Genomic DNA, 23,970 nt, shown 5'->3' with positions numbered 1-23,970 from the left:
CAAAGGATTTGAATGAGACATTTTTCGCCATTGCAACAATGTCCCCTTTGACTTCTGGATGGAGTGCCTCCACAACACCGCCGCTTTTCAAACGGGGCATTGATGCACAATCCTTTTCTTGTCGAGGTCACCCGCGGACACCTTGTCGAGTCGCGCCATCGGGGCAGCGTCTCCGTGGTCGACGCCGAGGGGGGCACGGTTCTGTCGATCGGGGATGTGGACCGGCGCGTTTTTCCGCGCTCCGCCGTGAAGGCGCTCCAGGCCATGCCGCTGGTCGAAAGCGGCATTGCGGACAAATACGGCCTGACCGACGAGGAGATCGCTCTCGCCTGTGCGTCCCATTCGGGCGAGCCGGAGCATGCGGCGACTGCCAAGGCCATGCTGGCCAAGGCCGGGCAGGATGCCGGCTGCCTCGAATGCGGGGTGCATTGGCCCATGGGAGAGGCCGCCAACCGCGCTCTGGCCGCCTCGGGCGCCAGTCCCAGCGCCCTGCACAATAACTGCTCGGGCAAGCACGCGGGATTCGTCTGCCTCGCCTGCGGCCAGGGCCAGAACCCGAAGGGCTATGTGCTGGCGGATCATCCGGTGCAGCGCAGCGTGCGCGAGGCGCTTGAGGAGATCACCGGCGCCTGCCACACGGTCGAGAAGAGCGGCATCGACGGTTGCTCGATTCCGACCTATGCGATCCCGCTTCCGTCTCTGGCATTCGGCTTCGCCCGTTTCGGCACCGGGACGGGCCTGCCGGGCGACGGCAAGGCCGCGGCGGCCCGGATCCGCAAGGCCGTGGCGCGCCATCCCTTCATGGTCGCGGGGACCGGCCGCTTCGACACGAAGCTCATGGAGCTTCTCGGCGAGCGCGCCTTCGTGAAGGTTGGGGCCGAGGGTGTCTATTGCGCCTCCTTCCCGGAACTCGGCTATGGCGTGGCCCTGAAGGTCGAGGATGGCCATGCCCGCGCGGCCGAGGCCATGATGGCCGGGCTCGTCCTGCGCTTCCTGCCCTTGAGCGCCGACGAGCGCAAAGCGGTCGAAGTGCTGGCCGGACCGGTGCTCAAGAACTGGAACGGCATCGAAGTCGGACAGATCCGCGTCTCGCCGGAGATCCGTGGCATTACCTGAAGGCGCTCACGGCCTCGGGTTCATCTGCAGGCGGGTGTGGATGAGGTCGTCGGGCTGGAGGCCATGCGGGCCATGGAATGGCCGGTCGAGAACGCCGACCATGTAGACGACGAGGCCGATGAAGATCATCAGAATGCTACTCAGAATGAAGTGGGTCGTTCGCCTCAGGTCGAACAGCCACAGAATGATGGCATTCAGGGCGGCGCCCACCATGACGACCGCCCAGATGACTCTTGGAATGCTGGTCCCAGCCGCCTGAATGCGCAGGCGGCGCTGCTCGATGAAGTCTTCGAAGGTCCGTAGCGCCGCCTGGTGGATCAGGTCCTCTCCCGCATCCCGATCGGGCCGGAAGCTGAGGAGCTGGCGGCTCAACTGGTCGACGAGCTGTGTCCCGCGTGTGGAGACCTGATCGGTCCGCTGCGCGACCCAGCCCGGCCCTGTCTCCTCGTCGACATACTGGCGAAGAGTATCCAATAGGGTCGTGCGAGCCGGTTCGGGATAGGCATTGAAAGTGCGGTAGAGGGCAATGACCTTGGACGACTCGCGCCCGACCGCATCCTGCGCCTTGACGTAATTCTCGAACACCGCGACGGACAGCAGGGCCAGGAGAACGCCGTAGTAGAGCGAGAAGACGTTCAGGAGCAGCGTGACGACCGTGTTCGGATCGCGTTCCCTGCGTATCAGGCGCGTGAATGTGGGCTGCAGCAGCACCAGGCCGGCCAGGGTCGGCACCAGGAAGACGAGGCAGACGATCACGGCGCCCATGAAAATGGGCAATTGATGCAGTCGATCGATCACGGCGTTGCCGGCTCTCGGTATTGGCCCTTGGGCCTTTCCCGAATGAAGCGGATTTCCCGAGAAGGATCAGGTGGAATTCCGGATAGGGGGACGGAGCTTCCTGCTATGGGCGGGATCGGCAAAAATACAGGCTTGAAGCATGGCTATGCTTCACCGTTCCCCCGATGGAGCTGATCATGAGGGACTTGCTCCGTCCGGCGGGTCCCCGGATGTGCCGGTTCGGCCCTGTTCGACGAGCTGCTTGAGCCTTGCCAAGGACATTCGCCAGCCCGTTTCGTTGTCGGCCGGAGAGATGCCCGAAGGGACATTCTCATGCCAAGCGTCGAGCAAGGTCGAGCCTCCGATTTCGGTCAGGGCAAAGGTGATGCTCATCTCGCCCTGCATCGACGGATCCTCCGTCTCGAACTCCAGAGCCTGAACGACGCGCTCGTTCGGAACCAGATCCACGAAACGACCGCGATAGGTGTCGGTCCGTGCCGAGGATTTCCCGACCCCGATATCGTCCTCATAGGTGAGCGAGATCGGAAACCGGCCTCCGACCCTGGATTCGAAAGAGTGGATATGAATGCTCATTCCGTCCGGGAACATCCAGGCCGAGACGGCCACGGGATCGATCAGCGCCCGGTAGACCACCGCGGCAGGGACATCGAAGTGCTGGGTCAGATTCAGTGCGCTCATGATTATAAGCTAATGCCGGCCATGCTCGACCCGCAATCATCCGGATTTAGGGGGCAGCCTTCGATTCTCGCTCAGAGCACGCACCGGGCCTAGAGCCTCAACAGCTTCACGATCTCGCCGGCTCCCGCATTGGGCGACAGAGTTCCGTCCGCAATGGCCTTCTCGATCTCCGGCACGCGCTGGCGCAGGGCCGGATCGTGGTGCAGGCGTTCATACAGGCGCTCGTGAACGAGGGCCCACATCCATTTCGTGTCCTGCGCCCGACGCTTGGCCGCGAGTTCTCCCGTGGCTTCCAGGCGCTTGCGATGATCGAGGACCTTCGCCCAGAGCTCGTCGAGCCCCTGGCCGGTAAGCCCCGAGATCGTGAGCACGGGCGGCGTCCAGGTGGGGGAGGCGGGCGACAGGATGTGAAGGGCGGCCTTGTACTCGGCGGCGGCCGCCTTCGCCTTCGCGCCCGCATCGTCCGCCTTGTTGACGGCGATCAGGTCGGCGAGTTCGAGGATGCCCTTCTTGATCCCCTGCAATTCGTCGCCCGCGCCCGGCAGCATGAGGACGAGGAAGAAATCGGTCAGGTCGGCGACCGCCGTTTCCGACTGCCCGACTCCAACGGTCTCGACCAGGATCACGTCGAAGCCGGCCGCCTCGCAGAGCAGCATGGTCTCCCGTGTCTTGGCCGCGACGCCGCCGAGCGTCCCGGAGGACGGGGAGGGGCGGATGAAGGCGTCGGGATCGGCGGCGAGGCGCGCCATTCGGGTCTTGTCGCCGAGGATTGCGCCGCCCGTGCGGGTGGACGAGGGATCGACCGCCAGCACGGCGACCTTGTGGCCCTTCCCGGTGAGCATGGAGCCCAGCGTGTCGATGGTGGTGGACTTGCCGACGCCGGGAACCCCGGTGATGCCGATGCGCACCGCACGGCCCGTGCGGGGCATCAGCTCCTGCAGAAGGGCGCGGGCCGCCTCGCGATGGTCCGGGCGGCGCGATTCCATGAGCGTGATGGCGCGCGCGAGCGATGCCCGGTCGCCCTTCGCGACCATCTCCGCCGTTACTGCCGTTTTCGGTGATCCCCCGGTCATGGGAGAGGTTTAGCGTATCTCGACCGCGCTTTCACCAAGTGATCGGGTCCATGCCGATTCGTCCCCAGGCGGGAATCTTGATGGCGGGCCGGCGCACGTCGATTCCGGCGACGAGGCCCATGAAGTCGATCTCGACGCCCTCGACCCAGCCGAGGGCGAGGCCCGCATAGCCGCCGAGGGAGACCTGGATGCCGGTCCGGCTCGGAGTCAGGCCGACGATGTCCCGCCAGGGCTGCCAGTCCTTTCCCAGAGCGGTGGGAGGCAGCGCGGCGTCGAGTTCGGGGACCGAGCGCATCACATGGGCCACGAAGGTGTTCGAGTTCGGCCCCGGCCAGGCGTTGTAGGCGCCGAAGGTCTGGTAAGGGTAGCTCGCCACCGCCTGCCGCACCTGCGGGATCAGCCGTTCCGCCGCCTTGCCTTCGATCACGACCACCGGATGCGGCGCATTGCCGAACCAGCGCCCATCCGGTGCCCATCCGTTGGTGCGGACAGGGCTGCCCCAGCCGACCTTGTCGTAACGGGTATAGGTGCCGGCGCCGGCCTCCTTGACGACGATCCAGGTATGGTGGGCGAAGATGCCGCGCCAGCGGCCGACCCGGGCCGCATAGACGGCCACGACGGCCTGAGGCGCTTCGGATGCGGCGGGAAGAAGTTTCGCGCTCGACCAGTCGGCGGCGCGCCAGCTCGGCGCGACATCGTCGCGCAGCGCCCACCAGAGCGCGTGAGCCCCCAGGGGCAGGAGAAACAGGCCGACGATGAGAAGGAGAATGCGGGAGACGAAAGCAAGCATCGGGCGAAGGTATGGGGCCACCCCCGGAGCATCAAGATGATGTTGCGACACCCCCGTTCACCATTGGGTTACCATATTTCGGCTCGGATGTGACTTGGTCGCGTCTCTGCCTTGTGCGTGCCATGATCGGGGACAAAACAGCACTGCCCTCATTGTCTCTTGAAATCCGGCCTCATGCTTTTTCCCGTCTCCCGCCTCGCCCTCGTGTGCCTCGCAAGCCTCGCCCTGTCCGGCTGCATCGGAGAGGATTCGGCGCTCACCAGCCCGGTCTCGTCGCAGGTGGGGCTCGCACGGGACCCGAAGCTCCTGGTCGCGACCACGCGGCTCCCGGTGGGCGACCCGCCGAGAAAGCCCTGGTTCAGCAGTGAGCGGTCTCCGGATCTGGTCTTCGCGGAAGCGCGCCTGAAGCCGCCCTCGGATTCTCTGATCGGCGGCAGCGGCTGGAGCATCGCCAAGGTCGAGAACCTGGACCACGGCAACGCGGCCCAGACCTTCGCCCAGGCGGCGTTCGGGCACAATCTGCTGCTCTACATCCACGGCTATCGCGAGAGCTTCGAGACGGCCGCGACCTCGACCATCGATCTCTCCGAAGGGATCAAGTTCGCCGGGGTGACGGGCCTGTTCACCTGGCCTTCCGCAGCGTCCACCTTCAGCTATGTGGCCGATCGCGAAAGCGCCATGTGGTCCCGCGATGCCCTGGAGGACCTGCTGACCGCCATCGCCAAGACCCCGAGCGGCGGGCGCATCCACATCGTCGCCCACAGCATGGGCACGCTGCTCACCCTGGAGACCCTGCGGATGCTGCGCGCTTCCGGCGGCGAGAGCGCCATGGACCGCATCGGCGCCGTGGTGCTGGCGGCTCCCGACATCGACATCGACCTGTTCGCCCGCGGTCTCGAACGTCTCGGCCCCGACGCCAAGAAGATCACCGTCATCAGCTCCACCAACGACCGGGCGCTCGCCGTCTCGAGCAGGCTTGCCGGCGGCATCGTCCGGGCCGGCGCGGCGGATCGCGACCGGCTGGAGGCGCTCGGCGTCCGCGTGGCCGACGCCTCCGAGTTCGGCAGCGGTATCATCAATCACGACATCTTCCTGACGAACAAGGAAGTGCAGCAGGTGATCAAGCGGGCTATCGAGCGGGCGGGGTGACCCGCAAGCGCGGACATTATCCCTGACGGGCGGGAGCCCGCCGGCGCTCATGAATTAGGGGTTGCACGCCCGCCGACAAAGGCAAATGATTGTCCTCACGGCATAAGTTCGACAGTGAGGCTTCCTATGGCTGGACTGGGTGAACGGGCTTCCTATCAGCCGCGTGCGATGGTCACGCTGCTGGTGGCAACAGTCATCTTGGGCGTTCTGGGCCTGCCCGTCGCCGTCTGGCTCGACCTGCAGATCCTATCGGAGCGCGTCCTGCGGATGCAGGCAAGCGAAGCCAGCCGCATCATCGACGACATGCGAAGCTTTTACGGCAGCGACGTTGTCGGGCGTGTTCTCGAAGCGCCCGAGCCGGTGATGGTCACTCACAATTATCGCGACATTTCCGGGGCCATTCCGATCCCCGCGACTCTCTCGATCGAACTCGGAAAGCGCATCAGCGCTCAGGACGGCTCGGTGAAATACCGCTTCGTTTCCGATATGCCGTTCAAGGGCCGGGAGCCCCATCAACTGGATGACTTCGAGAGGGATGCCCTTTCCCGTCTGCGCGCCAACCCCGAACAGCCCGTCGTGGAAGTGTCCGGTTCTCTCTTCGACAAGAACGTTCGAACGGCTGCGCCGATCGTGATGGGCCCCGTCTGCGTGAGCTGTCACAATTCTCATCCGGACAGCCCCAAGACGGACTGGAAGGTCGGCGACATCCGGGGCATCCAGGAAATTTCCGTGAGACAGCCGATTTTCGCGAATATTCTCTCGTTCAAGTATTCGCTGATCTATCTCTCGCTCGCCTCCTTGGCCGGGCTCGCCTGCATCTTCCTGCAGCGGCGCCAGGAAAGGCTGATCCGCGGCATGAATCAGGAACTGACCGAGGCGAACGATTTCCTCGCCGGGATCTCGACCAAGCTCGCAAAGTACCTGTCCCCCCAGATCTACAAGAGTATCTTCAGCGGCCAGAAGGATGTGGCGATCGCCACCGAGCGCAAGAAACTCACGATCTTCTTCTCGGACATCAAGGACTTCACCACCATTGCGGAACGGCTGCAGCCGGAGGACCTGACGCAGCTCCTGAACGAGTATTTTACCGAGATGTCCGCCATCGCCCTCCGGCACGGGGCCACCATCGACAAGTTCGTCGGCGATGCGATCCTGATTTTCTTCGGCGATCCTGAAACGAAGGGCGTCAAGGAGGATGCAAGAGCCTGCCTGCGCATGGCCGTCGATATGCAGCAATACATGGAGCAGCTGAACGCCCGCTGGCGCAAACAGGGGATCGACCTGCCGATGCGCGTGCGCATGGGCATCAATACAGGCTTCTGCAATGTGGGCAATTTCGGCAGCGAGGACCGGATGGCCTACACGATCATCGGAGCCGAAGCGAATATCGCGGCCCGCCTGCAGGCCGTGGCGGAGCCGGGCGGGATCTGCCTGAGCTATGAAACCTATGCCCTCGTGCGGGACCTGGTGCGGGCGAGGCCCTTGGAAGCCATCGCCATGAAAGGCATCAAGCGCGAGGTGGTGCCCTATGCGGTCGAAGGTTTCCTGGGCGAACTCGCGCAAAGGCCTCAGGTCATCGTCGAACACGTGACGGGGCTCGACCTGTTCCTCGATCTCGATGCGATCAAGCACGGTGAGATCGATCAGGCCAGAAGGCGCCTTTCCGAAGCCTTGGCGGCTTTGGAGACGTCTCGTCCGGCAGCGAAGGCGAGTTGAGACGTATTATTCCGCTGCCTGCTTCGGGCCGTAACCCAGCCGCTTGTTCAGGTCGCCGATCAGGTTCACGGCCGCATCGGCGATCACGGTGCCGGGCGGGAAGATCGCCGAGGCGCCGGCCTGATAAAGCGCGTCGAAATCCTGCGGCGGGATCACGCCGCCGACCACGATCATGATGTCCTCGCGGCCGAACTTGGCGAGTTCGGCTTTCAGCTCCGGTACGAGGGTCAGATGGCCTGCCGCAAGCGACGAGACGCCGATGATGTGCACGTCGTTCTCGATCGCCTGCCGGGCCGCTTCGGCGGGTGTGGCGAAGAGCGGCCCGATATCCACGTCGAAGCCGAGATCGGCGAAGGCCGAGGCGATCACCTTCTGGCCGCGGTCGTGCCCGTCCTGGCCCATCTTGGCCACGAGAATGCGCGGGCGCCTTCCGTCGTCGTGCTCGAACTGCTCCACCAGGGTACGCACCTTCTCCACGGCTGGCGACGCCATGCCGACCTCCCGTTTGTACACGCCCGAGATCGCCTTGATCTCGGCCCGGTGACGGCCCCAGACCTTTTCCAGCGCGTCCGAAATCTCGCCCACGGTGGCCTTGGCGCGGGCGGCCTTGACCGCGAGATCGAGCAGGTTGCCTTCGCCTGCCGCCGCCTGCGACAGGGCGGCCAGCGCCGCATCCACGTCGCCCTGGCTGCGCTCGGCCTTCAGGCGCCTGAGCTTGTCGATCTGGCTCGCGCGCACGGCGGCGTTGTCGACTTTCAGGATGTCGATGGACGCTTCGTCCGTGGTGCGGAAGGCGTTCACGCCGACAATCTTCTGGTGGCCGGAATCGATGCGCGCCTGCGTGCGCGCCGCCGCCTCCTCGATCTTCAGCTTCGGGATGCCCGCCTCGATGGCCTTCGCCATGCCGCCCAGGCTCTCCACCTCCTGGATATGGCTCCAGGCCTTCTGCGCCAGCTCATAGGTGAGGCGCTCGACGTAATAGGAGCCGCCCCACGGATCGATGATGCGCGTTGTGCCGCTCTCCTGCTGCAGGAAGAGCTGCGTGTTGCGGGCGATGCGCGCCGAGAAGTCGGTCGGCAGGGCCAGCGCCTCGTCGAGCGCGTTGGTGTGCAGTGACTGCGTGTGGCCCTGCGTGGCCGCCATCGCCTCAATGCAGGTGCGGGTGACGTTGTTGAACACGTCCTGCGCGGTCAGCGACCAGCCCGAGGTCTGCGAGTGGGTGCGCAGCGGCAGGGACTTCTCGCTCTGCGGGTTGAATTCCTTCACGAGCTTGGCCCAGAGTAGGCGCGCGGCGCGCATCTTGGCCACTTCCATGAAAAAGTTCATGCCGACCGCCCAGAAGAAGGACAGGCGCGGGGCAAACTGGTCGATGGTCAGTCCCGCCGCGATGCCGGCGCGGATGTATTCGACGCCGTCGGCGAGCGTATAGGCGAGCTCCAGGTCCTGCGTCGCACCGGCTTCCTGCATGTGGTAGCCGGAGATCGAGATCGAGTTGAACTTCGGCATGTTCTGCGACGTGTAGCCGAAGATGTCCGAGATGATGCGCATCGACCCCTTGGGCGGGTAGATGTAGGTGTTGCGCACCATGAATTCTTTCAGGATGTCGTTCTGGATCGTGCCCGAGAGTTTCTCCGGCGACACGCCCTGTTCCTCGGCGGCCACGATGTAGAGCGCGAGGATGGGGAGCACGGCGCCGTTCATGGTCATCGACACGCTCATCTGGTCGAGCGGGATGCCGGCGAACAGCGTGCGCATGTCGTAGATGGAATCGATGGCGACGCCCGCCATGCCCACGTCGCCCGAGACGCGCGGGTGATCGGAATCGTAGCCGCGATGGGTGGCGAGATCGAAGGCCACGGACAGGCCCTTCTGGCCGGCCGCGAGGTTGCGGCGGTAGAAGGCATTCGAATCCTCGGCCGTGGAGAAGCCCGCATACTGGCGCACGGTCCAGGGCTGGTTCACGTACATGGTCGGGTAGGGACCGCGCAGGTACGGCGCGATGCCCGGATAGGTGTCGAGGAAGTCGAGCCCGGCCCGATCCTCGGGGCCATAGCCTGCCTTGACCGCGATCCCCTCGGGCGTGAGCCAGGGCTCGGCGGCGCTCCGAGGGGAGGATGCCAGGGGAGCGTCAGTGAAGGCTACGCTCGAAAAGTCCGGGATGCTGGTCATGGCCTTGACGGTTGAAACAATGTGAACCGCATCATTTTAGGGCATCCGGACCCGGGATGCTATCGGCGCATGGTCGGAGGCGGCGAGGTCGGCCTGTCGCTGCGTCATCACCGGCCATGACAGGTACGTGTCATCCCCGGCGAGCCGGAGGCGAGGGAAGGGGATCCACTTTCACGCGCGGCGCTATGGATTCCTTCCCCTCCGCTTTCGCTCCGGCCGGTAATGACACAAGGGGCTCGTCACCCCCGTTTCTCCGCATTCCAATAGCCCGAGCAGACCCGTCCGCCCGAGGTCGACCATGTGCCGCGGCCGGTTCTGCCGGACAGGCCGCCGGAAACGTTGGCCCGGTCCTGGCCACGGGAGATGCTGGCGGAGACGGCGCCGTTGCGGCCGACTTGGCCGTTCACATTGAAGTCCTCCGGTCCACCGTAGCGGGCGCGCCCGTTCTCGACGATGACGGCGTAACGGTAGGCCCGGTCGCAGGAGCCCTTCTCGGTCACGACTTCCACGCTCCATCGGCCATCGAAACGGTTAGCCTGCGCATGGGCCTCCGGAGACATGACGATGGCCGTCAGGGCTGCAGCACCGAGCCAGGAAATCACACGCATGGAACGCTCCGGGATAGTGGGAAACAGGCTGAACCAACGTGAGTCCCCGGGGCCGGTTCCTGCGCGGCGCCTCAGCTTTCCGTGAGCAGCAGAAAAGCCGCTTCATCCCTGTCGATGAAGCGGCTCCCGTTTCGAGGGGGGAAGGCTTACGAGCAGGCCTCGTCGAGAGCCCGGCTCAGAACCTTGAGCGTGTCGCACCCCGCATAGATGAAAGTCGTGATCCCGGCGCGGGTCAGCTGCTCTTCTCGTTCGCCCGGCCGCCCTGCGAGGGCGATGAGGGGGGATCCGGCGGATGCCAGGGCCTGAGCCGCCTCTTCGGCGTGCTTTTCATAGATCTCATCCGTCGAGCAGATGCAGGCCAGCCCGGCCCTGCTGTCGAGATAGGCCTTTCGAAGCGCGCCTACGTCCGAGAACCCGTCGTTCGTGACGGCTTCGATGCCGCCGGCCTCGAAGAAATTCTTCGCGAAGGTGGCGCGCGCCGTGAAGGCTGCGATCGGCCCGAGATTGGCGAGGAAGATCCTAGGCCGCTCGCCGGTCTTCGCGAGATGCGCGTCCGACCGGTCGCGCAGGCGCTCGAAGGGCTCGGCCGTCCGGGTTGAGGGCAGGGGCGCAATGGCGACGGGCGAGGGGCCCGAGGCCGTGCCGACCAGTTGGGGAAGGGTTGCTCCCTGTCCGGCCATCCGGACCAGGGCCGAGAAGGAGGTTTCCGCAGGCGCGACCTGCTCTCCTGCCGCTTTCTCCTCGCCCTTGGGAGAGAGGGGCTCGCCCGATGCCGGCATCAAGACGGTGACTTCCGTCTCATGGATGTTCGGGAATTCGCTCGTGCCGGTGATCGGTTCCTTGCGGGTGGCGACGGCCTGCTCCCGCTGCGCCCGCACGATGGCGATGCGGGCCTGGAGCTTGTCGCCCTTGAGGCTCTCCAGGATTCCGCCCTCGCTCTCGATCTCCTGGAACAGTCCCCAGGCCTCTTCGCACAGGGCATCGGTGAGAGCCTCGAACCCGCCCGCGCCCGCGGCCGGATCGGTCACGCGGGCGAGGTTCGACTCGTCGAGCAGGATGAGCTGCGTGTTGCGCGCGACACGTCGGGCGAAGGCATCGGGCAGGCCCAGGGCTGCCGTGAAGGGCAGCACCGTGACCGCATCCGCGCCGCCGATCCCGGCTGAGAAGGCCGCGACCGTCGTGCGCAGCATGTTCACCCAAGGGTCGCGCCTTGTGGTCATGCGCCAGGCGGTTTCCGCGTGGAGGCGGATCGGCCGCGGTTCCAGGCCGCAGGCCTGTTCCACTCGCGCCCAGAGCCTCCGCAGGGCCCGCAGCTTCGCCACGGTGAGGAACTCGTCCGCATCGGCCACGAGGAGGAAGGAGAGCGCCCGCCGGGCGGCGTCGAGCGTGTGCCCCTGCATCTCCAGGGCGCGGAGATATCCGACCCCGGTCGCCAGCACGGCGGCAAGCTCCTGCGCCTCGCTGGCGCCGGCTTCGTGATAGACGCGCCCATCGGCCAGAAAGGCTCGACCGGCAAAACCCTGCTCCGTCAGGTGGACGAGGGTGTCGCCCATCCGCCCGGCCATGGTGTCCCAGGAGGCGGACATCTTCCCTTGAGCGGCCATGGCCCCGATGGGGTCGAGGCCGAGATCGAGGGAAAGGTCGGCAAGCTTGTGGCCGCGCCGCGCAGCCAGGGCGAGGACCAGCGCGGCCATCTGGCGGCCATGCCCACCCGCATCGACGCGCAGGTGGATGAGGTCAAGCATCACGCCCGACAGCGCCTGATCGAGATCGTCGAGGGAGCCGATCCGCACGCCGAAGCCCCGCGCGGCGGGAGCCTTGTGGGCCACCAGCGTCAGGGCATCGGCGCCGCCTTCGAGGTCGAGCAGCGCGAGTTCGTTGGCCTTCGCGGGATCGGGATGGTCGATTCGCTGCGACACACGCCAGCGGCCCGCCTGTTCGCGCGCGACGGGCGTGGATCCTTCCGCCTTGGCATAGAGCGGCTGGATATCGATGCCGTCATGGCTGCGGGAGACGAGCTTCTTCCGGAAGTCCGCGCCCTTCAGCACGCCCTCGACCCGCTTGAGCCATTGCTCGCGGGTGGCTTGCGGAAATTCAGCCGCGAGAGAGAGATCGTCCATGGGTATCCTCGTCCGAAGGAGGGCTCATCGGTTGCGCCGGACAATACCGGGACGAGGCGAGAGTGGGAATGCCCCAAAGGACGGCATTGCGCGGGCATGCCCTCATTCCTCCCTCACCACGAACGGACAGCCATGACGGGGAGAGCCGTCAGGTCGGCCGGATCGAATGTTCTCATTTTGTTCTTGACAGGGCGAATAACCTTGGCTATATCGTTGCCTAGATCTGCTCTGACGAGGGGCGCGCTCGCGAGGCGTCGCAAGAGTGAGAGCAGGCACGGTCCCGCCGCAGGCCTCGCAATCCTGTGGTCGCGGGAGGTCGACCTTGGGGGCTCCCCAGCTGGTCCACCTGAAAAGAACCGTGCGTGACGAGCAGTTCGGCTCTCACATTCACCCTTAGAGAGCGAGCCGGGCTGCCCGACGCGCCACCCTCGAACCCGAAAGGCTCGCAGCGCAAGCTGCGGGCCCCAAGGTGCTGGCTCTTTGACAGCGACCACCACGCTCCGGTGACGCGCTCCGCTGTCATCCCCGGCGGCTGAAGGCCGGGAAGGGGATCCATGGCGCGGAGCGTACGGTGCGGATTCCCTTCCCCTCCGCTGCGCTCCGGCCGGGCATGACACCCGCCCCGTCATGGCCAGCCATTCCGATTCGAGGAGGCGCAGCGCTGCAACCCATGGGGATCACCGGGACAAGCCTGGTGATGACGGATTGCGGCTCAGACGAACTGCGACAGGCCGGGAATGGAGCCCATGATGGTGCCCATCGTGTCCTCGCCGGCTTTCTCGCGGCCATAGGCGAAGAGTTCCTTGCCGAGCGGCTGCATCTGGCCCATGGAGACGCCGATGCCCATGAGCTGGCCGCCGAGCGCCATCACGCCGCCGCCCATGGACCCGACCATGCCCATGAGGCCGCCGCCGCCCCCGGTCTTGGATTGCTCGATGGCGTCCTGAGCGCCCGGCAGGGCCGCGATCAGCTTGTTGACTTCCTCCTGCGGACCCTCCTTTTGAAGGTATCCCAGGATGAGCCCGATGGCCTTGTGAGCGGTCGCCTGATCGAGGCCGGTCTTCTGCGTGATGCGGGCGATGAGTTCTTCCATCTGATTCTCCTGAGGCTTGGATGGCGGATAGTTCATAACTAAACTATTAAATCAAGAAACCCGACAGTGGAAACTCGCCACGGGACATCTAAGATCCTCAGAGGGGAGTGCTACTTTAAGGCCTCTATGAGAAACCGCCTTGTGGGGCTTCTGTCGGGCCGTGGCCAGCCGCTTCCTGCTCCAGATGATCCTGACGCCGCGCTGATGTTCGATCGGGAGCGGGCCGGATGTGAGGCGAGCCCGGCGGTCAAGCCTCCCTACGCCGCCAAGGGGGCGCTGCCGGCAAGAAGATCGTCGGGTACAAGCGCCACATCGCGGTGGACACCGACGGGCGGCTCCTGATGGTCAAGCTGGCCCCACTGCCGAAAAGCCGCTTGCACCTGTTTGCGGATCGTCTCGACGCTCGGTCCGACACGACGTGGGGCGCTTGGTCGACTGGGCCCATTTGCGACAAGCCATCGCCTTGATGAAGACGAGGCGCACGAGGTGACGTATGGTCTTGCCTATCGCCTAGCCAAGGAGACCTCAAGCTGTAACACGCGAGATAGGCTGAATTAGCGGGCGATAAGCGTATGCGGCAGAAGCTGCTCGGAGGGCTGCTCTCCGGCCCATAGAGCTTGCAGCTGATCCACAACCTTGGCGCCGAAATCCGCATAGGGAATGTGGACCGAGGTGAGCCACGGCGTAATCCAGGCATTGAGCTTGTTATCGTCGACGCCGACGATCCTGCAATCTTCGGGGATGCGGATACCGGCTTCCAATGCAAGGCGGTAAGCGCCATAGGCCATGAGATCGCTCGGACAGAACAGCCCCTGGGGCCACGGGCGACCGTCGACGAGCGTCCGAGCCGCAGCGTAGCCGACCTCCAAGTGCGACAGGCCCGGCGCTTCGGCCTGACGGATGGCGTTATCGGGCAGTCCCAGCTCCTCGAGCCGCGTGATGAAGCCGCCGACACGATCGCGCGTCGCCGACGATCCCTGCGTCGGTTGGATGACCGCGAGCTTCCTGATCCCTCGGGCCCAAAGGTGGTCGGCCGCATCCTCTCCGGCCCCGCGGTTATCGATTCCCACGAAGGCGCCACCTCCGTCAGGGTTTCGGCGTCCGACGAACACGATGGGGTCGCCCCGGGCGACCGAAGCCGACAGCGCTTCGCTGCGCACGGGATTGACGACGATATATCCCTGAACGAGCTGCGATCGCATCACGTGCAGATATTCGTCCTGAAGATCCGCGCGGTCATGGGTGTCGCACAGGATCATGACGTAGCCCGCCGAGCGCAGGGCCGTCTCGACCGAGGCCGCGATGGCAGCCATCGCCGGGTTATCGAGGTTGGGGGAGAGCATAGCGACGACCCGGCTTTCCCGCCTGCGCAGCGTCCGTCCCACGTGGTTCGGCCGATAGCCGAGGTCGGCCACGATTTTCTGAACGCGCTCGACGGTCTCGGCGGATGCGCGCCGGGTTTCGCCGTTCACGATACGCGACACAGTCGCAACGGAAACGCCGGCCTGAGCCGCTACCGTTGCCAGTGAAACAGGTTCCTGGCTGATGGGTTTCTGCTTGTTCATGCCATCTTGTTCACCACATTCGCCTGTCCTGTCGAGAGCCCTCATGCACTCACAAGGTTGCTTAGACCAAAGGCTGATAGACAGTTTAGGCAAACGTTTGCCAAATTCCAAGCGCAAGATCGGCGTTAGTGCCGGCAACAGGTTGCTTGCGCCATGGCGGATAGGCCGCCGGCAAGCAGTCACGGACTGGTGCGCGACTTGAGTAAAGTCCGGCCCGATCCAAGTTCGGCGAACTCCTCCGCCGCGAGGATGGCGCCGTCCGAAGGAGAAGGGCTTCAATGAGATCTGATGCCCCCGTGGCGCCACAGATCCGAGCAAATCTCGACGTTCGATAAGAATACAAGAGGGAGGAAACGATGAAGAGGACAACGATGCTCCTGGGCTGCGCCTTACTCGCAGCGAGCCTTGGAGCCGGCAATGCTCAAGCTCAAACGACGCTGCGAATGACCTGGTACTCGGACGGAAACGAGGGCGAGGTCATGTCCGATCTCCTGCGCCGGTTCGAGGAGCAGAACAAAGGCATCAAGGTCGTTCTCGATCAGGTCCCGTTCAAAGCCATCAACGAGAACCTGCCGGTCCAGCTCGCGGCCGGGCAGGGGCCGGACCTCGCGCGCGTCGCGGATCTCGGAGGCGTGGCGCGCTACATGCTGGACCTGCGTCCTCATCTGAAGGACCCGGCCTATTTCGAGACCAATTTCGGGCCCTTCCTCGAATGGATGCGGGTTCCGGGCGACACGACCTCGATCCCGGGCTTCATGACCCAGCTCACCCTGACGGGTCCGTTCGTGAACAAGACCCTGTTCGAGCAGGCAAACGTTCCCATGCCGGGTCCGAAGGCGACCTGGGAGGAATGGGCGAAAGCCGCGAAGGATGTTGCGGCCAAGGTGAAGGCGCCGTTCCCAGTCGCCATCGACCGGTCCGGCCATCGATTCTTCAGCCTCGCCATCACGCAGGGCGCAAAGCTGTTCAACGACAAGGGCGAGCCCGCCGTCGTCGACGAAGGGTTCAAGAAAGGCGCGCAGCTCGTCTTCGACTGGCACAAGAACGGCGTGATGTCGAAGGAACTCTGGGGCTCGGTCGCCGGCACTGCCTACCGGGGGGCCAATGACGAGTTCAAGAACGCGCAGGTCGTGATGTACGAGTCCGGCTCCTGGCAGATCGGGCAGTTCGACAAGACCATCGGCGATGCGTTCGACTGGGTGGCGGTTCCGACGCCCTGCGGGCCTGCCAACTGCTCGGGCATGCCCGGCGGTGCCGCGCTCGTGGCCATCAAGACGACCCAGCATCCTCAGGAGGTCGCGCGCCTCGTGGAGTTCCTCGCCAGCGAGCCGATCGCGGCGGAGTTCTATGAGCGCTCCCTCTTCGTGCCGGGTCACCTGGGCATCGCGAAGAAGGGCCTCGAATACAAGAGCGCCACGTCGCAGGGCAAGGCTGCGCTGAAGGTCTTCAATGAAGGAGTGGCGCAACTCTCCCCGGTCGCCACGAAGCTTCAGGGCTATGTCCATAACCGCGTGATCTTCAACGCGGTGATCAGCCGGCTCGGCCAGGCCATCGCTGGAGAATCCACGCTCGACGAGGCTTACCAGCGCATCGAGTCGGATGTGCAGCAGCAGATTGCTGAGCGTACCAGGAAGTAAGCCCGAATCCTTGCTCCGGGCGCAGTCGCCCGGAGCATCCTCGCTCTGGCTGAAGACACATGACCCTTACGTCGAAAACCTCTCCGGTGACATCGCCTGCCCCGTCAGGAAGCCTCATCCAATCGCGCGGACCGAATCCCGTCCTGAAACTGGTCGCTCGGATTTTCGACTGGCCGATGGCCGGTCTGCAGCGCCTCATCGGCGAGCGGCGGATGCCCTATGTGTTCCTCCTGCCGAACCTCGTGTTCTTCGGCCTCTTCGTTTTCGTGCCGATCGCCATCAACGTCGTCTATTCGGTCACGGGCGGCCCCGCTTTGTTTCCGTCCGAGCGCCCATATGTGGGGGCCGGTCAGTATTCGTATCTGTTCGATTGCGGGTCCTATGTGGATCCGAACACCTGCCGTGAGGATCATTTCTGGCGCGGCGTCTACAACACGCTCTTCTTTTCGTTGTTCCAGGTCGTCGCGATGGTGGGGCTGTCGCTCCTGACCGCCGTCGTTCTCAACATGAAGATCCGCGGCCGGGGTTTCTTTCGCGCGGTTTACTTCTTCCCCGTCCTTCTGTCTCCCGTCGTGGTGGCGCTGATCTGGAAGTGGATTCTGCAGCGCGACGGACTGTTGAATGCCGCCATCACAGGCCTGGGCGGCGACAGAATTCTCTTTCTGACGGAACCTGGCTGGGCCATGTTCTGGGCCATCTTCGTATCGGTCTGGGCCCATATGGGGTTCTACACCCTCATCCTGCTGGCGGGTCTCCAAGCCATTCCGGCGGATATCTACGAGGCCGCCGAGATGGACGCGACGCCCCGCTGGCGCGTGTTCTGGCGCCTGACCCTGCCGTTGCTCTGGCCCAACCTCATCGTTGTGATCGTGCTGTCCCTGATCCGTGCCGTGCAGACCTTTGACGAGGTGTTCGTGCTGACGGGCGGCGGACCGGGAACGTCCACCCTCATGGTCGTGCAGTACATCTACGAGACGGCATTCTCGAACCAGGTTCAGAATTTCGGGCTCGCAGCGGCGGCATCCGTTGTCCTCGGCATCGTACTCTTCGCCCTGACGTTGGCGCAACTCGCCTTCACGCAACGCAAGTCCTCGTGAGGCCGTCATGAACATTGCTCATCTCGCCACTGCGCGCCGCAATCCCAGGAGCTGGCACTGGACCGACATTGCGGCCTATACGTACCTTCTGCTCGGCGTGGTTCTGATGTTCGGGCCGGTGCTGTGGCTCGTCCTGTCGTCGTTCAAGACGCAGGCGAGCCTCCTGGAGTTTCCTCCCTCGCTTCTGCCCCTGTCGCAGAAGGAGGTCGTCGTGTCAGGCTACCCACAGCCGCTGCCCTTGTTCACGGTGACCATGGAGGACGGGACTAAACGCGAACTCGCGCAGGTCCGGAGGATCGGCATCCAGGCACAAATGATCGATCCTGCAAATCCGGGTCAGACCTTTAGGGTCGCCATCGACAAGCGCACCCCTGTCCGCGAGTTCTCTCTGGCGACGGAGAACTATTCCGAGCCGCTGCAACGGTTCGCGTTCCCGCGCTTCCTCGCCAATTCGGTCTTCGTGACCGTGGTCGCTACGCTGATCACGCTTCTGATCAACTCCATGGCGGCCTATGCCCTCTCGATCTACGAGTTCAAGGGCAAGAACGCCGCCATGCTGATGGTGATCGGTACGCTCATGATCCCGATCACCATCATCCTGGTTCCGGTCTATCTCGTGGTGACCAATCTCGGCCTCGTGAATTCGCTTTGGGCCGTGATCCTGCCAGGGGCGGCGACACCGACAGGCGTATTCCTCCTGCGACAGTACATGCTGACCTTGCCGCGCGATCTCATCGAAGCGGCTCGCATGGACAAGGCGTCGGAATGGCAGATCTACTGGCGCATCGTCATGCCCTTGACCCTGCCGGCGCTCGCGGTGCTGACGATCTTCTCGATCATGTGGCGTTGGAACGAGTTTCTCTGGCCGCTGGCCGTCCTGACGAAGACGGAGTCCTACACACTTCAGATCGGTCTCAATGCGTTCCAGGGCGAGTTGCAGACGCAGTGGCAATATCTCCTTGCGATGACCGTGATGACCCTGACCCCAGTGGCGATCGTCTTCGTGTTTCTGCAACGCTTCATCACCACCGGTATCGCCAATACCGGGATGAAATAACCGGATTGGATGAATCATGGCAGAGCTGAAGCTCACAGACATCAAGAAATCCTATGGCAGCGCTACGATCATTCATGGAGTCGATCTGACGATCGAGGATGGCGAGTTCGTGGTGTTCGTAGGTCCCTCGGGCTGCGGGAAGTCCACGCTTTTGCGCATCATCGCCGGTCTGGAGCAGGTCAGTGGCGGTGACATCCGAATTGACGGGCAAAGCGTCACGAACGTTCCGGCCTCGGATCGGGGGCTCGCGATGGTTTTTCAGTCCTATGCGCTCTACCCGCATATGAGCGTCTACAAGAACATGGCCTTCGCTTTGGAGAACATGGGCCTGAGCCGGCCGGACATCGATCAGCGTGTCCGTCGCGCGGCCCAGATGCTGCAGCTGACCGATTATCTCGACCGCAAGCCGAAGGCCCTCTCGGGCGGGCAGCGCCAGCGTGTCGCGATCGGCCGCGCGATCGTGCGCGACCCGAAGATCTTCCTGTTCGACGAGCCGCTGTCGAATCTGGACGCGGAACTTCGCGTCGCCACGCGCAAGGAGCTGGCCGCGCTGCATGGAGAGATCGGTGGCACCATGATCTACGTCACTCACGATCAGGTCGAGGCTATGACCCTGGCGGACCGCATCGTGGTGCTGCGTTCCGGACGCATCGAGCAGGTCGGAACGCCCCTCGAAGTTTATAACCATCCGAACAATCTCTTTGTAGCGGGCTTCATCGGCTCGCCCCGCATGAACCTGCTCCCGGCCCGCGTGACCGGTCCAGGGCAGGTCATCATCGGAGACGACACGCGGGCGATGGCCGTGCCGTCGACGGGCCGGGCTTCTCCAGGCGACGGCATCACACTGGGTGCCCGCCCCGAGCACATCGATGTCGTGGACGAAACCCAGGCGGATCTCGTTATCACGGTCGACCTGGTGGAGCAGCTCGGAGGCGAAACCTACCTGTATGGGTCGGCTCCAGGCCTGCCGCAGATGACCGTGCGCCAGGATGGCCAGGCCGGATACGACCGAGGGCAGAGGGTTGGGCTTCGCCTCAAGCGCGAGGCGCTTCACCTTTTCGACGTGGACGGACACGCGATCCGCATTCGCTGATACTGCTGAGGAGACACTTTCGATGAAAGCGCTGACGGAGGGCCGCTATCGCGGCCGCGACGGAATCTGGGCCGTGTTCGAACTCGGATGGAATACGGAACTGCGCGTTGGCATTCTGGAGCAGGATATCGGTCGGGTCGTGATGAAACGTGACGGCGGCTATCGCCTCGACCGTGGCTGGAGCATCGCGCCGAATGGACTTGAGCCCGCCTATGAAGGCAGGACGAGGGATTCCACGGAGGGGTTTGCCTGCCCGGATGCATCCGTCACGGAACAGGACGGCACCGTCGTGCTCTCCGCCGAAGGCCTGAGCGCCGTCATCACGCTGGCTCCTTTCGGAATTGCCTGGCACCGGGATGGAGAAAGCCGTCCCTTCCTGCAGGACCGTCAGACGCAGGCGTATTTCGTTTCGCGCAAGACCGGTGCATTGCAGCATGTCATGGCGCGTGATGAACACGATCGTCACTACGGTGTAGGCGACAAGGCAGGTCCTCTCGATCATACTGGCCGCCGCTTTAAGATCGACGCGGTGGACCCCTGCGGGTTCGACGCAGAGCTGAGCGATCCGCTCTATAAAATGATTCCGTTCCTCCTTGTCGACGGCCCGGCGGGTGCGCATGGCGTGTTCTACGACAACCTTGCCATCGGCGAGATGGATCTGGGCTGCACGATCGACAATTATCATGGACTATTCCGATCCTACAGTGCACAGGATGGGGACCTCGATTTCTATGTTATCGCGGGGCCGAGCGTTCCGGACGTGGTGCGGCGCTTCTCCTGGCTGACCGGCGGTCAGGCTTTCGCACCGAAATGGTCGTTGGGCTTCGCCACCACGTCCATGACCATCGCGGACGCGCCCGATGCCGATGCGAGGATCACGGACTTCATCGAGAAGTGCCGTTACCACCGGATTCCCTGCGACAGCTTTCATTTCGGCTCCGGCTATACATCGATCGGCCACCGCCGTTACGCCTTCAACTGGAACCGCGATAAGTTTCCGGACCCGGCAGGCACCATGCGCCGGCTGAAAGAAGCCGGCATGCAGCCCGTCACCAATCTCAAGCCTTGCCTACTCGATGATCATCCTCGGTTGGATGAAGCCATGAAGCAGGGGATCCTCGTCACGGATGGCGCAACGGCTCAGCCGGCCGTGGCGCAGTTCTGGGACGGCCTTGGCTTCCATGTCGACTTCACGAATCCCGACGGGCGCGCTTGGTGGCGGAACGGTATTCAGTCCGCATTGCTCGACTATGGCGTCGTCACGGTCTGGAACGACAACAACGAATACGAGATCTGGGACGAAGATGCCATCTGCAACGGTGATGGGCGCCCGTTCCCGCAAGTCCTGGCGCGACCGGCGCAACCACTTCTCATGACGAAGCTCTCCTACGAAGCGCAGGCTGCCGATGCGCCCGGAAAGCGGCCTTATGCCATCACGCGGGGCGGCGCGGCCGGCCTATGGCGCTATGCGCAGACCTGGTCCGGCGACAATGAAACCGCATGGAAGACCCTTCGGTTCAATCTGACCCAAGGGCTTACCATGAGCCTGTCGGGCATGTTCAACATCGGACATGACGTCGGCGGATTCCACGGACCAAGCCCGAATCCGGAGTTGTTCTGCCGTTTTGTCGAGTTCTGCGCACTCTGGCCGCGGATGGTCATGAATTCCTGGAAGGACAATGGCGTCGTCAACCTTCCCTGGATGCACGAGAGCGTCACTCCGCAGGTTCGCGACGTCATCAAATTGCGCTACAGGCTGATGCCCTATCTCTACACGCAGATGTGGCGCGCCTCGCGCGAGAACGAGCCGGTCGTGCGCCCACTGTTCTACGACTTCCCTGAGGATCGTTCGGCCCTGAATATCCAGGACAGCTTCATGCTGGGACCGGACATTCTGGTTGCGCCCGTTCTCGAGGAGGGGGCGTCGGACAGGCAGGTCTATCTGCCTGACCATCCGGGCGGCTGGTTCGATTTTCATGACGGCCGCCACTTTGACGGAGGGCAGACGATCAACGTCCCGGCCCCTCTGGGCCGTCTGCCTGTCTTCGTCCGGTGTGGCGCCATGATTCCGGTGACCCGGCAAATCGACAAGATTGATCCGAGAGCCGACACGCAACGCGAGCTGATCGTCTTTGGGGCCCCGCGGGACCGCGCCCATGCGGATCTCTACGAGGACGACGGCGATACGTCTGACTGGCGGGGCGACAGCCGGCTGGAGTTTCATTTTCAGCTGCGGCGGAACGGCAAGGACCTCGTGCTGTCGCACGATACGATCGGCTCCTACCGGCCGGCTTTCGACACGGTCTCGGTTCGCACCGTGGCCATCGAAGGACAGCTCCGGATCGAAACGCCCGAGGGAGCCATTAAGGTGGCGCAGGGCGCACCGGCGTTCCAGGGGTGAGGCCTCGGCAAGGATCCCGATGATCCTGCCTGGCTTCCAGCCGCATCAAGGGAGAAGGAAGTTTTGAAATGACACGCCGATCTCTCGGAGAGTTGCGGAGCCAGCGCTGGTTCGCCTCGGACGACATGCGCGGCTTCGCCCACCGCCAGCGCACTCAGCAGACGGGTCTGCGACGGGAAGAGTTCCTCGGCAAACCCGTCGTGGCCATCATCAACACCTGGAGCGATCTGAGCCCCTGCCATTCGCATCTGCGCGATCGGGCCGAAGCCGTCAAGCGCGGCGTCTGGCAGGCGGGCGGCTACCCGGTGGAGTTGCCCGCATTGTCGGTCGGCGAGGTGATGGTGAAGCCCACCACTATGCTCTACCGCAATTTCCTCGCCATGGAAGTGGAGGAGCTCCTGCGCTCGCACCCCATCGACGGGGCCGTTTTGCTAGGCGGCTGCGACAAGTCCACGCCCGGGCTTCTGATGGGCGCGATCAGCATGGACATCCCGGTGATCTACTGCCCGGCCGGCCCCATGTCGAACGGGCAGTGGCGCGGCCAGAAGACTGGAGCGGGCACCCACACCAAGAAATACTGGGACGAGCTTCGGGCGGGTAACATCACTCAGGCCGATTGGGTCGATCTGGAAAGCCGGATGACCCGTTCCATCGGCACCTGCAATACCATGGGGACCGCATCCACCATGACGTCCATCGTGGACGCCATGGGCTTCACGCTCCCGGGTGCGTCCTCGATCCCGGCCGCCGACAGTGGCCATCCGCGCATGGCCTCCGCCTGCGGCGAGCGCATCGTCGAGATGATCTGGGAGGATTTGAAGCCATCTCGCTTCCTCGATGCAAGGAGCTTCCACAACGGCCTGGTGACCTACATGGCGCTCGGCGGCTCCACCAATGCCGCCGTGCATCTGATCGCCATGGCGCGCCGCGCCGATGTCGACCTGACCCTCGACGACATGTCCGACATGGCCGGGAAGGTGCCGGTCTGCGCCAATCTGTTCCCGTCCGGCGAATACCTGATGGAGGACTTCTACTTTGCCGGCGGATTGCTCGCGCTGCTCAAAAAGCTTGAGCGGCACCTGGAGCGAAACGCCATGACGGTGAACGGCAGGACGCTCGGCGAGAACATCACTGGAGTCGAATGCTGGAACGATGACGTCATTCGGGGAGAGGACAATCCAGTCGTGCCGCTTTCACGCGGCAAGACGCTGGCCGTGTTGCGCGGCAATCTTGCCCCCAACGGCGCCGTGATGAAATCCTCGGCGGCAAATCCGAAGTTCCTCAAGCACGTCGGACCGGCGCTCGTCTTCGACAGCCCTGCCGAGATGAACCGGACCATCGACGATCCCGATCTCGACATCACCGAGGATACGGTCATCGTTCTCCGCAATGCCGGTCCGGTCGGGGCTCCAGGCATGCCGGAATGGGGCAATCTGCCGATCCCGAAGAAGCTCCTCCGTCAAGGCGTGCGCGACATGGTCCGCATCTGCGACGGACGTATGAGCGGCACCCATTACGGCACCTGCATCCTGCACGTGGCACCGGAAGCGGCGGTCGGCGGACCTCTCGGCCTCCTCAAGACGGGCGATCTCGTGGAGCTCGATGTCGAGGCCGGCCGGATCGATATGAAGGTCGACGAGGCCGAGTTGGAGCGCCGCCGTGCCGAGTGGAAGCCGACTGCGCACGTTTATGGCCGCTCCTTCGCGGCGCTTTACCAGCGCCATGTCTCGCAGGCCGATCAGGGCTGCGACTTCGACTTCCTCAGCGCGCCCGGCCCGGTGGTCGAGCCGTCCATCTTCTAAAGGCACGC

At 64.1% G+C, this 23,970-nt stretch carries 18 protein-coding genes and 1 pseudogene; 10 read left to right on the top strand and 9 right to left on the bottom strand.

Going from position 1 to position 23,970, the window contains the following annotated elements; genetic code table 11:
* Positions 1 to 102: 102 nt before the first annotated feature.
* Complete coding sequence (locus H0S73_RS18630) at positions 103 to 1,116, top strand: asparaginase (RefSeq protein WP_181053552.1); 1,014 nt, start codon at positions 103 to 105, stop codon at positions 1,114 to 1,116.
* Between the two features lie 6 nt (positions 1,117 to 1,122).
* Here the strand turns inward: H0S73_RS18630 and H0S73_RS18625 are convergent, their stop codons facing one another.
* From H0S73_RS18625 to H0S73_RS18610, 4 genes are all read right to left on the bottom strand, one after another.
* Positions 1,123 to 1,914, bottom strand: coding sequence for a bestrophin-like domain (locus H0S73_RS18625; protein WP_181053551.1), 792 nt, complete (start codon positions 1,912 to 1,914; stop codon positions 1,123 to 1,125).
* A gap of 174 nt (positions 1,915 to 2,088) precedes the next feature.
* Positions 2,089 to 2,592, bottom strand: coding sequence for an SRPBCC domain-containing protein (locus tag H0S73_RS18620; RefSeq protein ID WP_181053550.1), 504 nt, complete (start codon positions 2,590 to 2,592; stop codon positions 2,089 to 2,091).
* Positions 2,593 to 2,681: 89 nt separating this feature from the next.
* Positions 2,682 to 3,665, bottom strand: a complete 984-nt coding sequence (gene meaB, locus H0S73_RS18615; protein WP_181053549.1) for a methylmalonyl Co-A mutase-associated GTPase MeaB — start codon at positions 3,663 to 3,665, stop codon at positions 2,682 to 2,684.
* Positions 3,666 to 3,696: 31 nt separating this feature from the next.
* Complete coding sequence (locus H0S73_RS18610) at positions 3,697 to 4,455, bottom strand: DUF3750 domain-containing protein (RefSeq protein WP_181054384.1); 759 nt, start codon at positions 4,453 to 4,455, stop codon at positions 3,697 to 3,699.
* A gap of 174 nt (positions 4,456 to 4,629) precedes the next feature.
* Here H0S73_RS18610 and H0S73_RS18605 point away from each other — a divergent pair, with 174 nt between their 5' ends.
* Complete coding sequence (locus H0S73_RS18605) at positions 4,630 to 5,604, top strand: alpha/beta hydrolase (RefSeq protein WP_181053548.1); 975 nt, start codon at positions 4,630 to 4,632, stop codon at positions 5,602 to 5,604.
* Positions 5,605 to 5,730: 126 nt separating this feature from the next.
* Positions 5,731 to 7,320: an adenylate/guanylate cyclase domain-containing protein gene (locus H0S73_RS18600; RefSeq protein WP_181053547.1), complete on the top strand. Its 1,590-nt coding sequence runs from the start codon at positions 5,731 to 5,733 to the stop codon at positions 7,318 to 7,320.
* A 6-nt stretch (positions 7,321 to 7,326) separates the two neighbouring features.
* Here H0S73_RS18600 and scpA read toward each other — a convergent pair whose 3' ends face one another.
* The 4 genes from scpA to H0S73_RS18580 form a co-directional block, all read right to left on the bottom strand.
* On the bottom strand, positions 7,327 to 9,489 hold the full coding sequence (scpA, locus tag H0S73_RS18595; protein WP_181053546.1) for a methylmalonyl-CoA mutase: 2,163 nt from the start codon (positions 9,487 to 9,489) through the stop codon (positions 7,327 to 7,329).
* Positions 9,490 to 9,728: 239 nt separating this feature from the next.
* Positions 9,729 to 10,097: a hypothetical protein gene (locus H0S73_RS18590; RefSeq protein WP_181053545.1), complete on the bottom strand. Its 369-nt coding sequence runs from the start codon at positions 10,095 to 10,097 to the stop codon at positions 9,729 to 9,731.
* Between the two features lie 146 nt (positions 10,098 to 10,243).
* Positions 10,244 to 12,217, bottom strand: coding sequence for a methylmalonyl-CoA mutase subunit beta (locus H0S73_RS18585; protein WP_181053544.1), 1,974 nt, complete (start codon positions 12,215 to 12,217; stop codon positions 10,244 to 10,246).
* Between the two features lie 712 nt (positions 12,218 to 12,929).
* Positions 12,930 to 13,310 (bottom strand): DUF2267 domain-containing protein, encoded by a 381-nt coding sequence (locus H0S73_RS18580; RefSeq protein WP_181053543.1) that lies wholly within the window; start codon positions 13,308 to 13,310, stop codon positions 12,930 to 12,932.
* Between the two features lie 192 nt (positions 13,311 to 13,502).
* On the opposite strand from H0S73_RS18580, the pseudogene H0S73_RS25845 reads away from it, so the two are divergent.
* Positions 13,503 to 13,669, top strand: a pseudogene (locus H0S73_RS25845) (IS5/IS1182 family transposase); the annotation flags it as partial.
* Between the two features lie 195 nt (positions 13,670 to 13,864).
* On the opposite strand, the gene H0S73_RS18575 reads toward H0S73_RS25845, so the two are convergent.
* Entirely contained in the window at positions 13,865 to 14,875 is a 1,011-nt protein-coding gene (locus tag H0S73_RS18575; RefSeq protein ID WP_181053542.1) for a LacI family DNA-binding transcriptional regulator, read from the bottom strand.
* A gap of 356 nt (positions 14,876 to 15,231) precedes the next feature.
* On the opposite strand from H0S73_RS18575, the gene H0S73_RS18570 reads away from it, so the two are divergent.
* The 6 genes from H0S73_RS18570 to araD all read left to right on the top strand — a co-directional run bounded on the left by H0S73_RS18570 (position 15,232) and on the right by araD (position 23,962).
* The gene (locus tag H0S73_RS18570) at positions 15,232 to 16,512 is read left to right on the top strand and encodes an ABC transporter substrate-binding protein (protein ID WP_181053541.1); all 1,281 of its coding nucleotides are present in this window, start codon (positions 15,232 to 15,234) and stop codon (positions 16,510 to 16,512) included.
* A 59-nt stretch (positions 16,513 to 16,571) separates the two neighbouring features.
* Positions 16,572 to 17,609 (top strand): carbohydrate ABC transporter permease, encoded by a 1,038-nt coding sequence (locus H0S73_RS18565; RefSeq protein WP_181053540.1) that lies wholly within the window; start codon positions 16,572 to 16,574, stop codon positions 17,607 to 17,609.
* Between the two features lie 7 nt (positions 17,610 to 17,616).
* Positions 17,617 to 18,666 (top strand): carbohydrate ABC transporter permease, encoded by a 1,050-nt coding sequence (locus tag H0S73_RS18560; protein WP_181053539.1) that lies wholly within the window; start codon positions 17,617 to 17,619, stop codon positions 18,664 to 18,666.
* Positions 18,667 to 18,679: 13 nt separating this feature from the next.
* Positions 18,680 to 19,759 carry an ABC transporter ATP-binding protein gene (locus H0S73_RS18555; protein ID WP_425488231.1) on the top strand — a complete coding sequence of 360 codons (1,080 nt, stop codon included), beginning with the start codon at positions 18,680 to 18,682 and terminating at the stop codon, positions 19,757 to 19,759.
* 22 nt (positions 19,760 to 19,781) lie between these two features.
* Entirely contained in the window at positions 19,782 to 22,160 is a 2,379-nt protein-coding gene (locus H0S73_RS18550) for a glycoside hydrolase family 31 protein (RefSeq protein WP_181053537.1), read from the top strand.
* Positions 22,161 to 22,228: 68 nt separating this feature from the next.
* Positions 22,229 to 23,962 carry an L-arabinonate dehydratase gene (gene araD / locus H0S73_RS18545; protein ID WP_181053536.1) on the top strand — a complete coding sequence of 578 codons (1,734 nt, stop codon included), beginning with the start codon at positions 22,229 to 22,231 and terminating at the stop codon, positions 23,960 to 23,962.
* Positions 23,963 to 23,970: the final 8 nt, after the last annotated feature.

This window comes from Microvirga mediterraneensis, assembly GCF_013520865.1.
In the GTDB taxonomy this organism is placed as follows: domain Bacteria; phylum Pseudomonadota; class Alphaproteobacteria; order Rhizobiales; family Beijerinckiaceae; genus Microvirga; species Microvirga mediterraneensis.
This window is presented reverse-complemented; position numbering and strand designations above follow the sequence as displayed.

Coding starts and splice junctions, on each gene's coding strand:
- H0S73_RS18610 (WP_181054384.1), bottom strand. CDS start 4,455: ATGCTTGCTTTCGTCTCCCGCATTCTCCTTCTCATCGTCGGCCTGTTT.
- H0S73_RS18580 (WP_181053543.1), bottom strand. CDS start 13,310: ATGGAAGAACTCATCGCCCGCATCACGCAGAAGACCGGCCTCGATCAG.
- H0S73_RS18575 (WP_181053542.1), bottom strand. CDS start 14,875: ATGAACAAGCAGAAACCCATCAGCCAGGAACCTGTTTCACTGGCAACG.
- araD (WP_181053536.1), top strand. CDS start 22,229: ATGACACGCCGATCTCTCGGAGAGTTGCGGAGCCAGCGCTGGTTCGCC.
- H0S73_RS18590 (WP_181053545.1), bottom strand. CDS start 10,097: ATGCGTGTGATTTCCTGGCTCGGTGCTGCAGCCCTGACGGCCATCGTC.
- scpA (WP_181053546.1), bottom strand. CDS start 9,489: ATGACCAGCATCCCGGACTTTTCGAGCGTAGCCTTCACTGACGCTCCC.
- H0S73_RS18560 (WP_181053539.1), top strand. CDS start 17,617: ATGAACATTGCTCATCTCGCCACTGCGCGCCGCAATCCCAGGAGCTGG.
- H0S73_RS18550 (WP_181053537.1), top strand. CDS start 19,782: ATGAAAGCGCTGACGGAGGGCCGCTATCGCGGCCGCGACGGAATCTGG.
- H0S73_RS18585 (WP_181053544.1), bottom strand. CDS start 12,217: ATGGACGATCTCTCTCTCGCGGCTGAATTTCCGCAAGCCACCCGCGAG.
- H0S73_RS18600 (WP_181053547.1), top strand. CDS start 5,731: ATGGCTGGACTGGGTGAACGGGCTTCCTATCAGCCGCGTGCGATGGTC.
- H0S73_RS18620 (WP_181053550.1), bottom strand. CDS start 2,592: ATGAGCGCACTGAATCTGACCCAGCACTTCGATGTCCCTGCCGCGGTG.
- meaB (WP_181053549.1), bottom strand. CDS start 3,665: ATGACCGGGGGATCACCGAAAACGGCAGTAACGGCGGAGATGGTCGCG.
- H0S73_RS18565 (WP_181053540.1), top strand. CDS start 16,572: ATGACCCTTACGTCGAAAACCTCTCCGGTGACATCGCCTGCCCCGTCA.
- H0S73_RS18630 (WP_181053552.1), top strand. CDS start 103: ATGCACAATCCTTTTCTTGTCGAGGTCACCCGCGGACACCTTGTCGAG.
- H0S73_RS18605 (WP_181053548.1), top strand. CDS start 4,630: ATGCTTTTTCCCGTCTCCCGCCTCGCCCTCGTGTGCCTCGCAAGCCTC.
- H0S73_RS18570 (WP_181053541.1), top strand. CDS start 15,232: ATGAAGAGGACAACGATGCTCCTGGGCTGCGCCTTACTCGCAGCGAGC.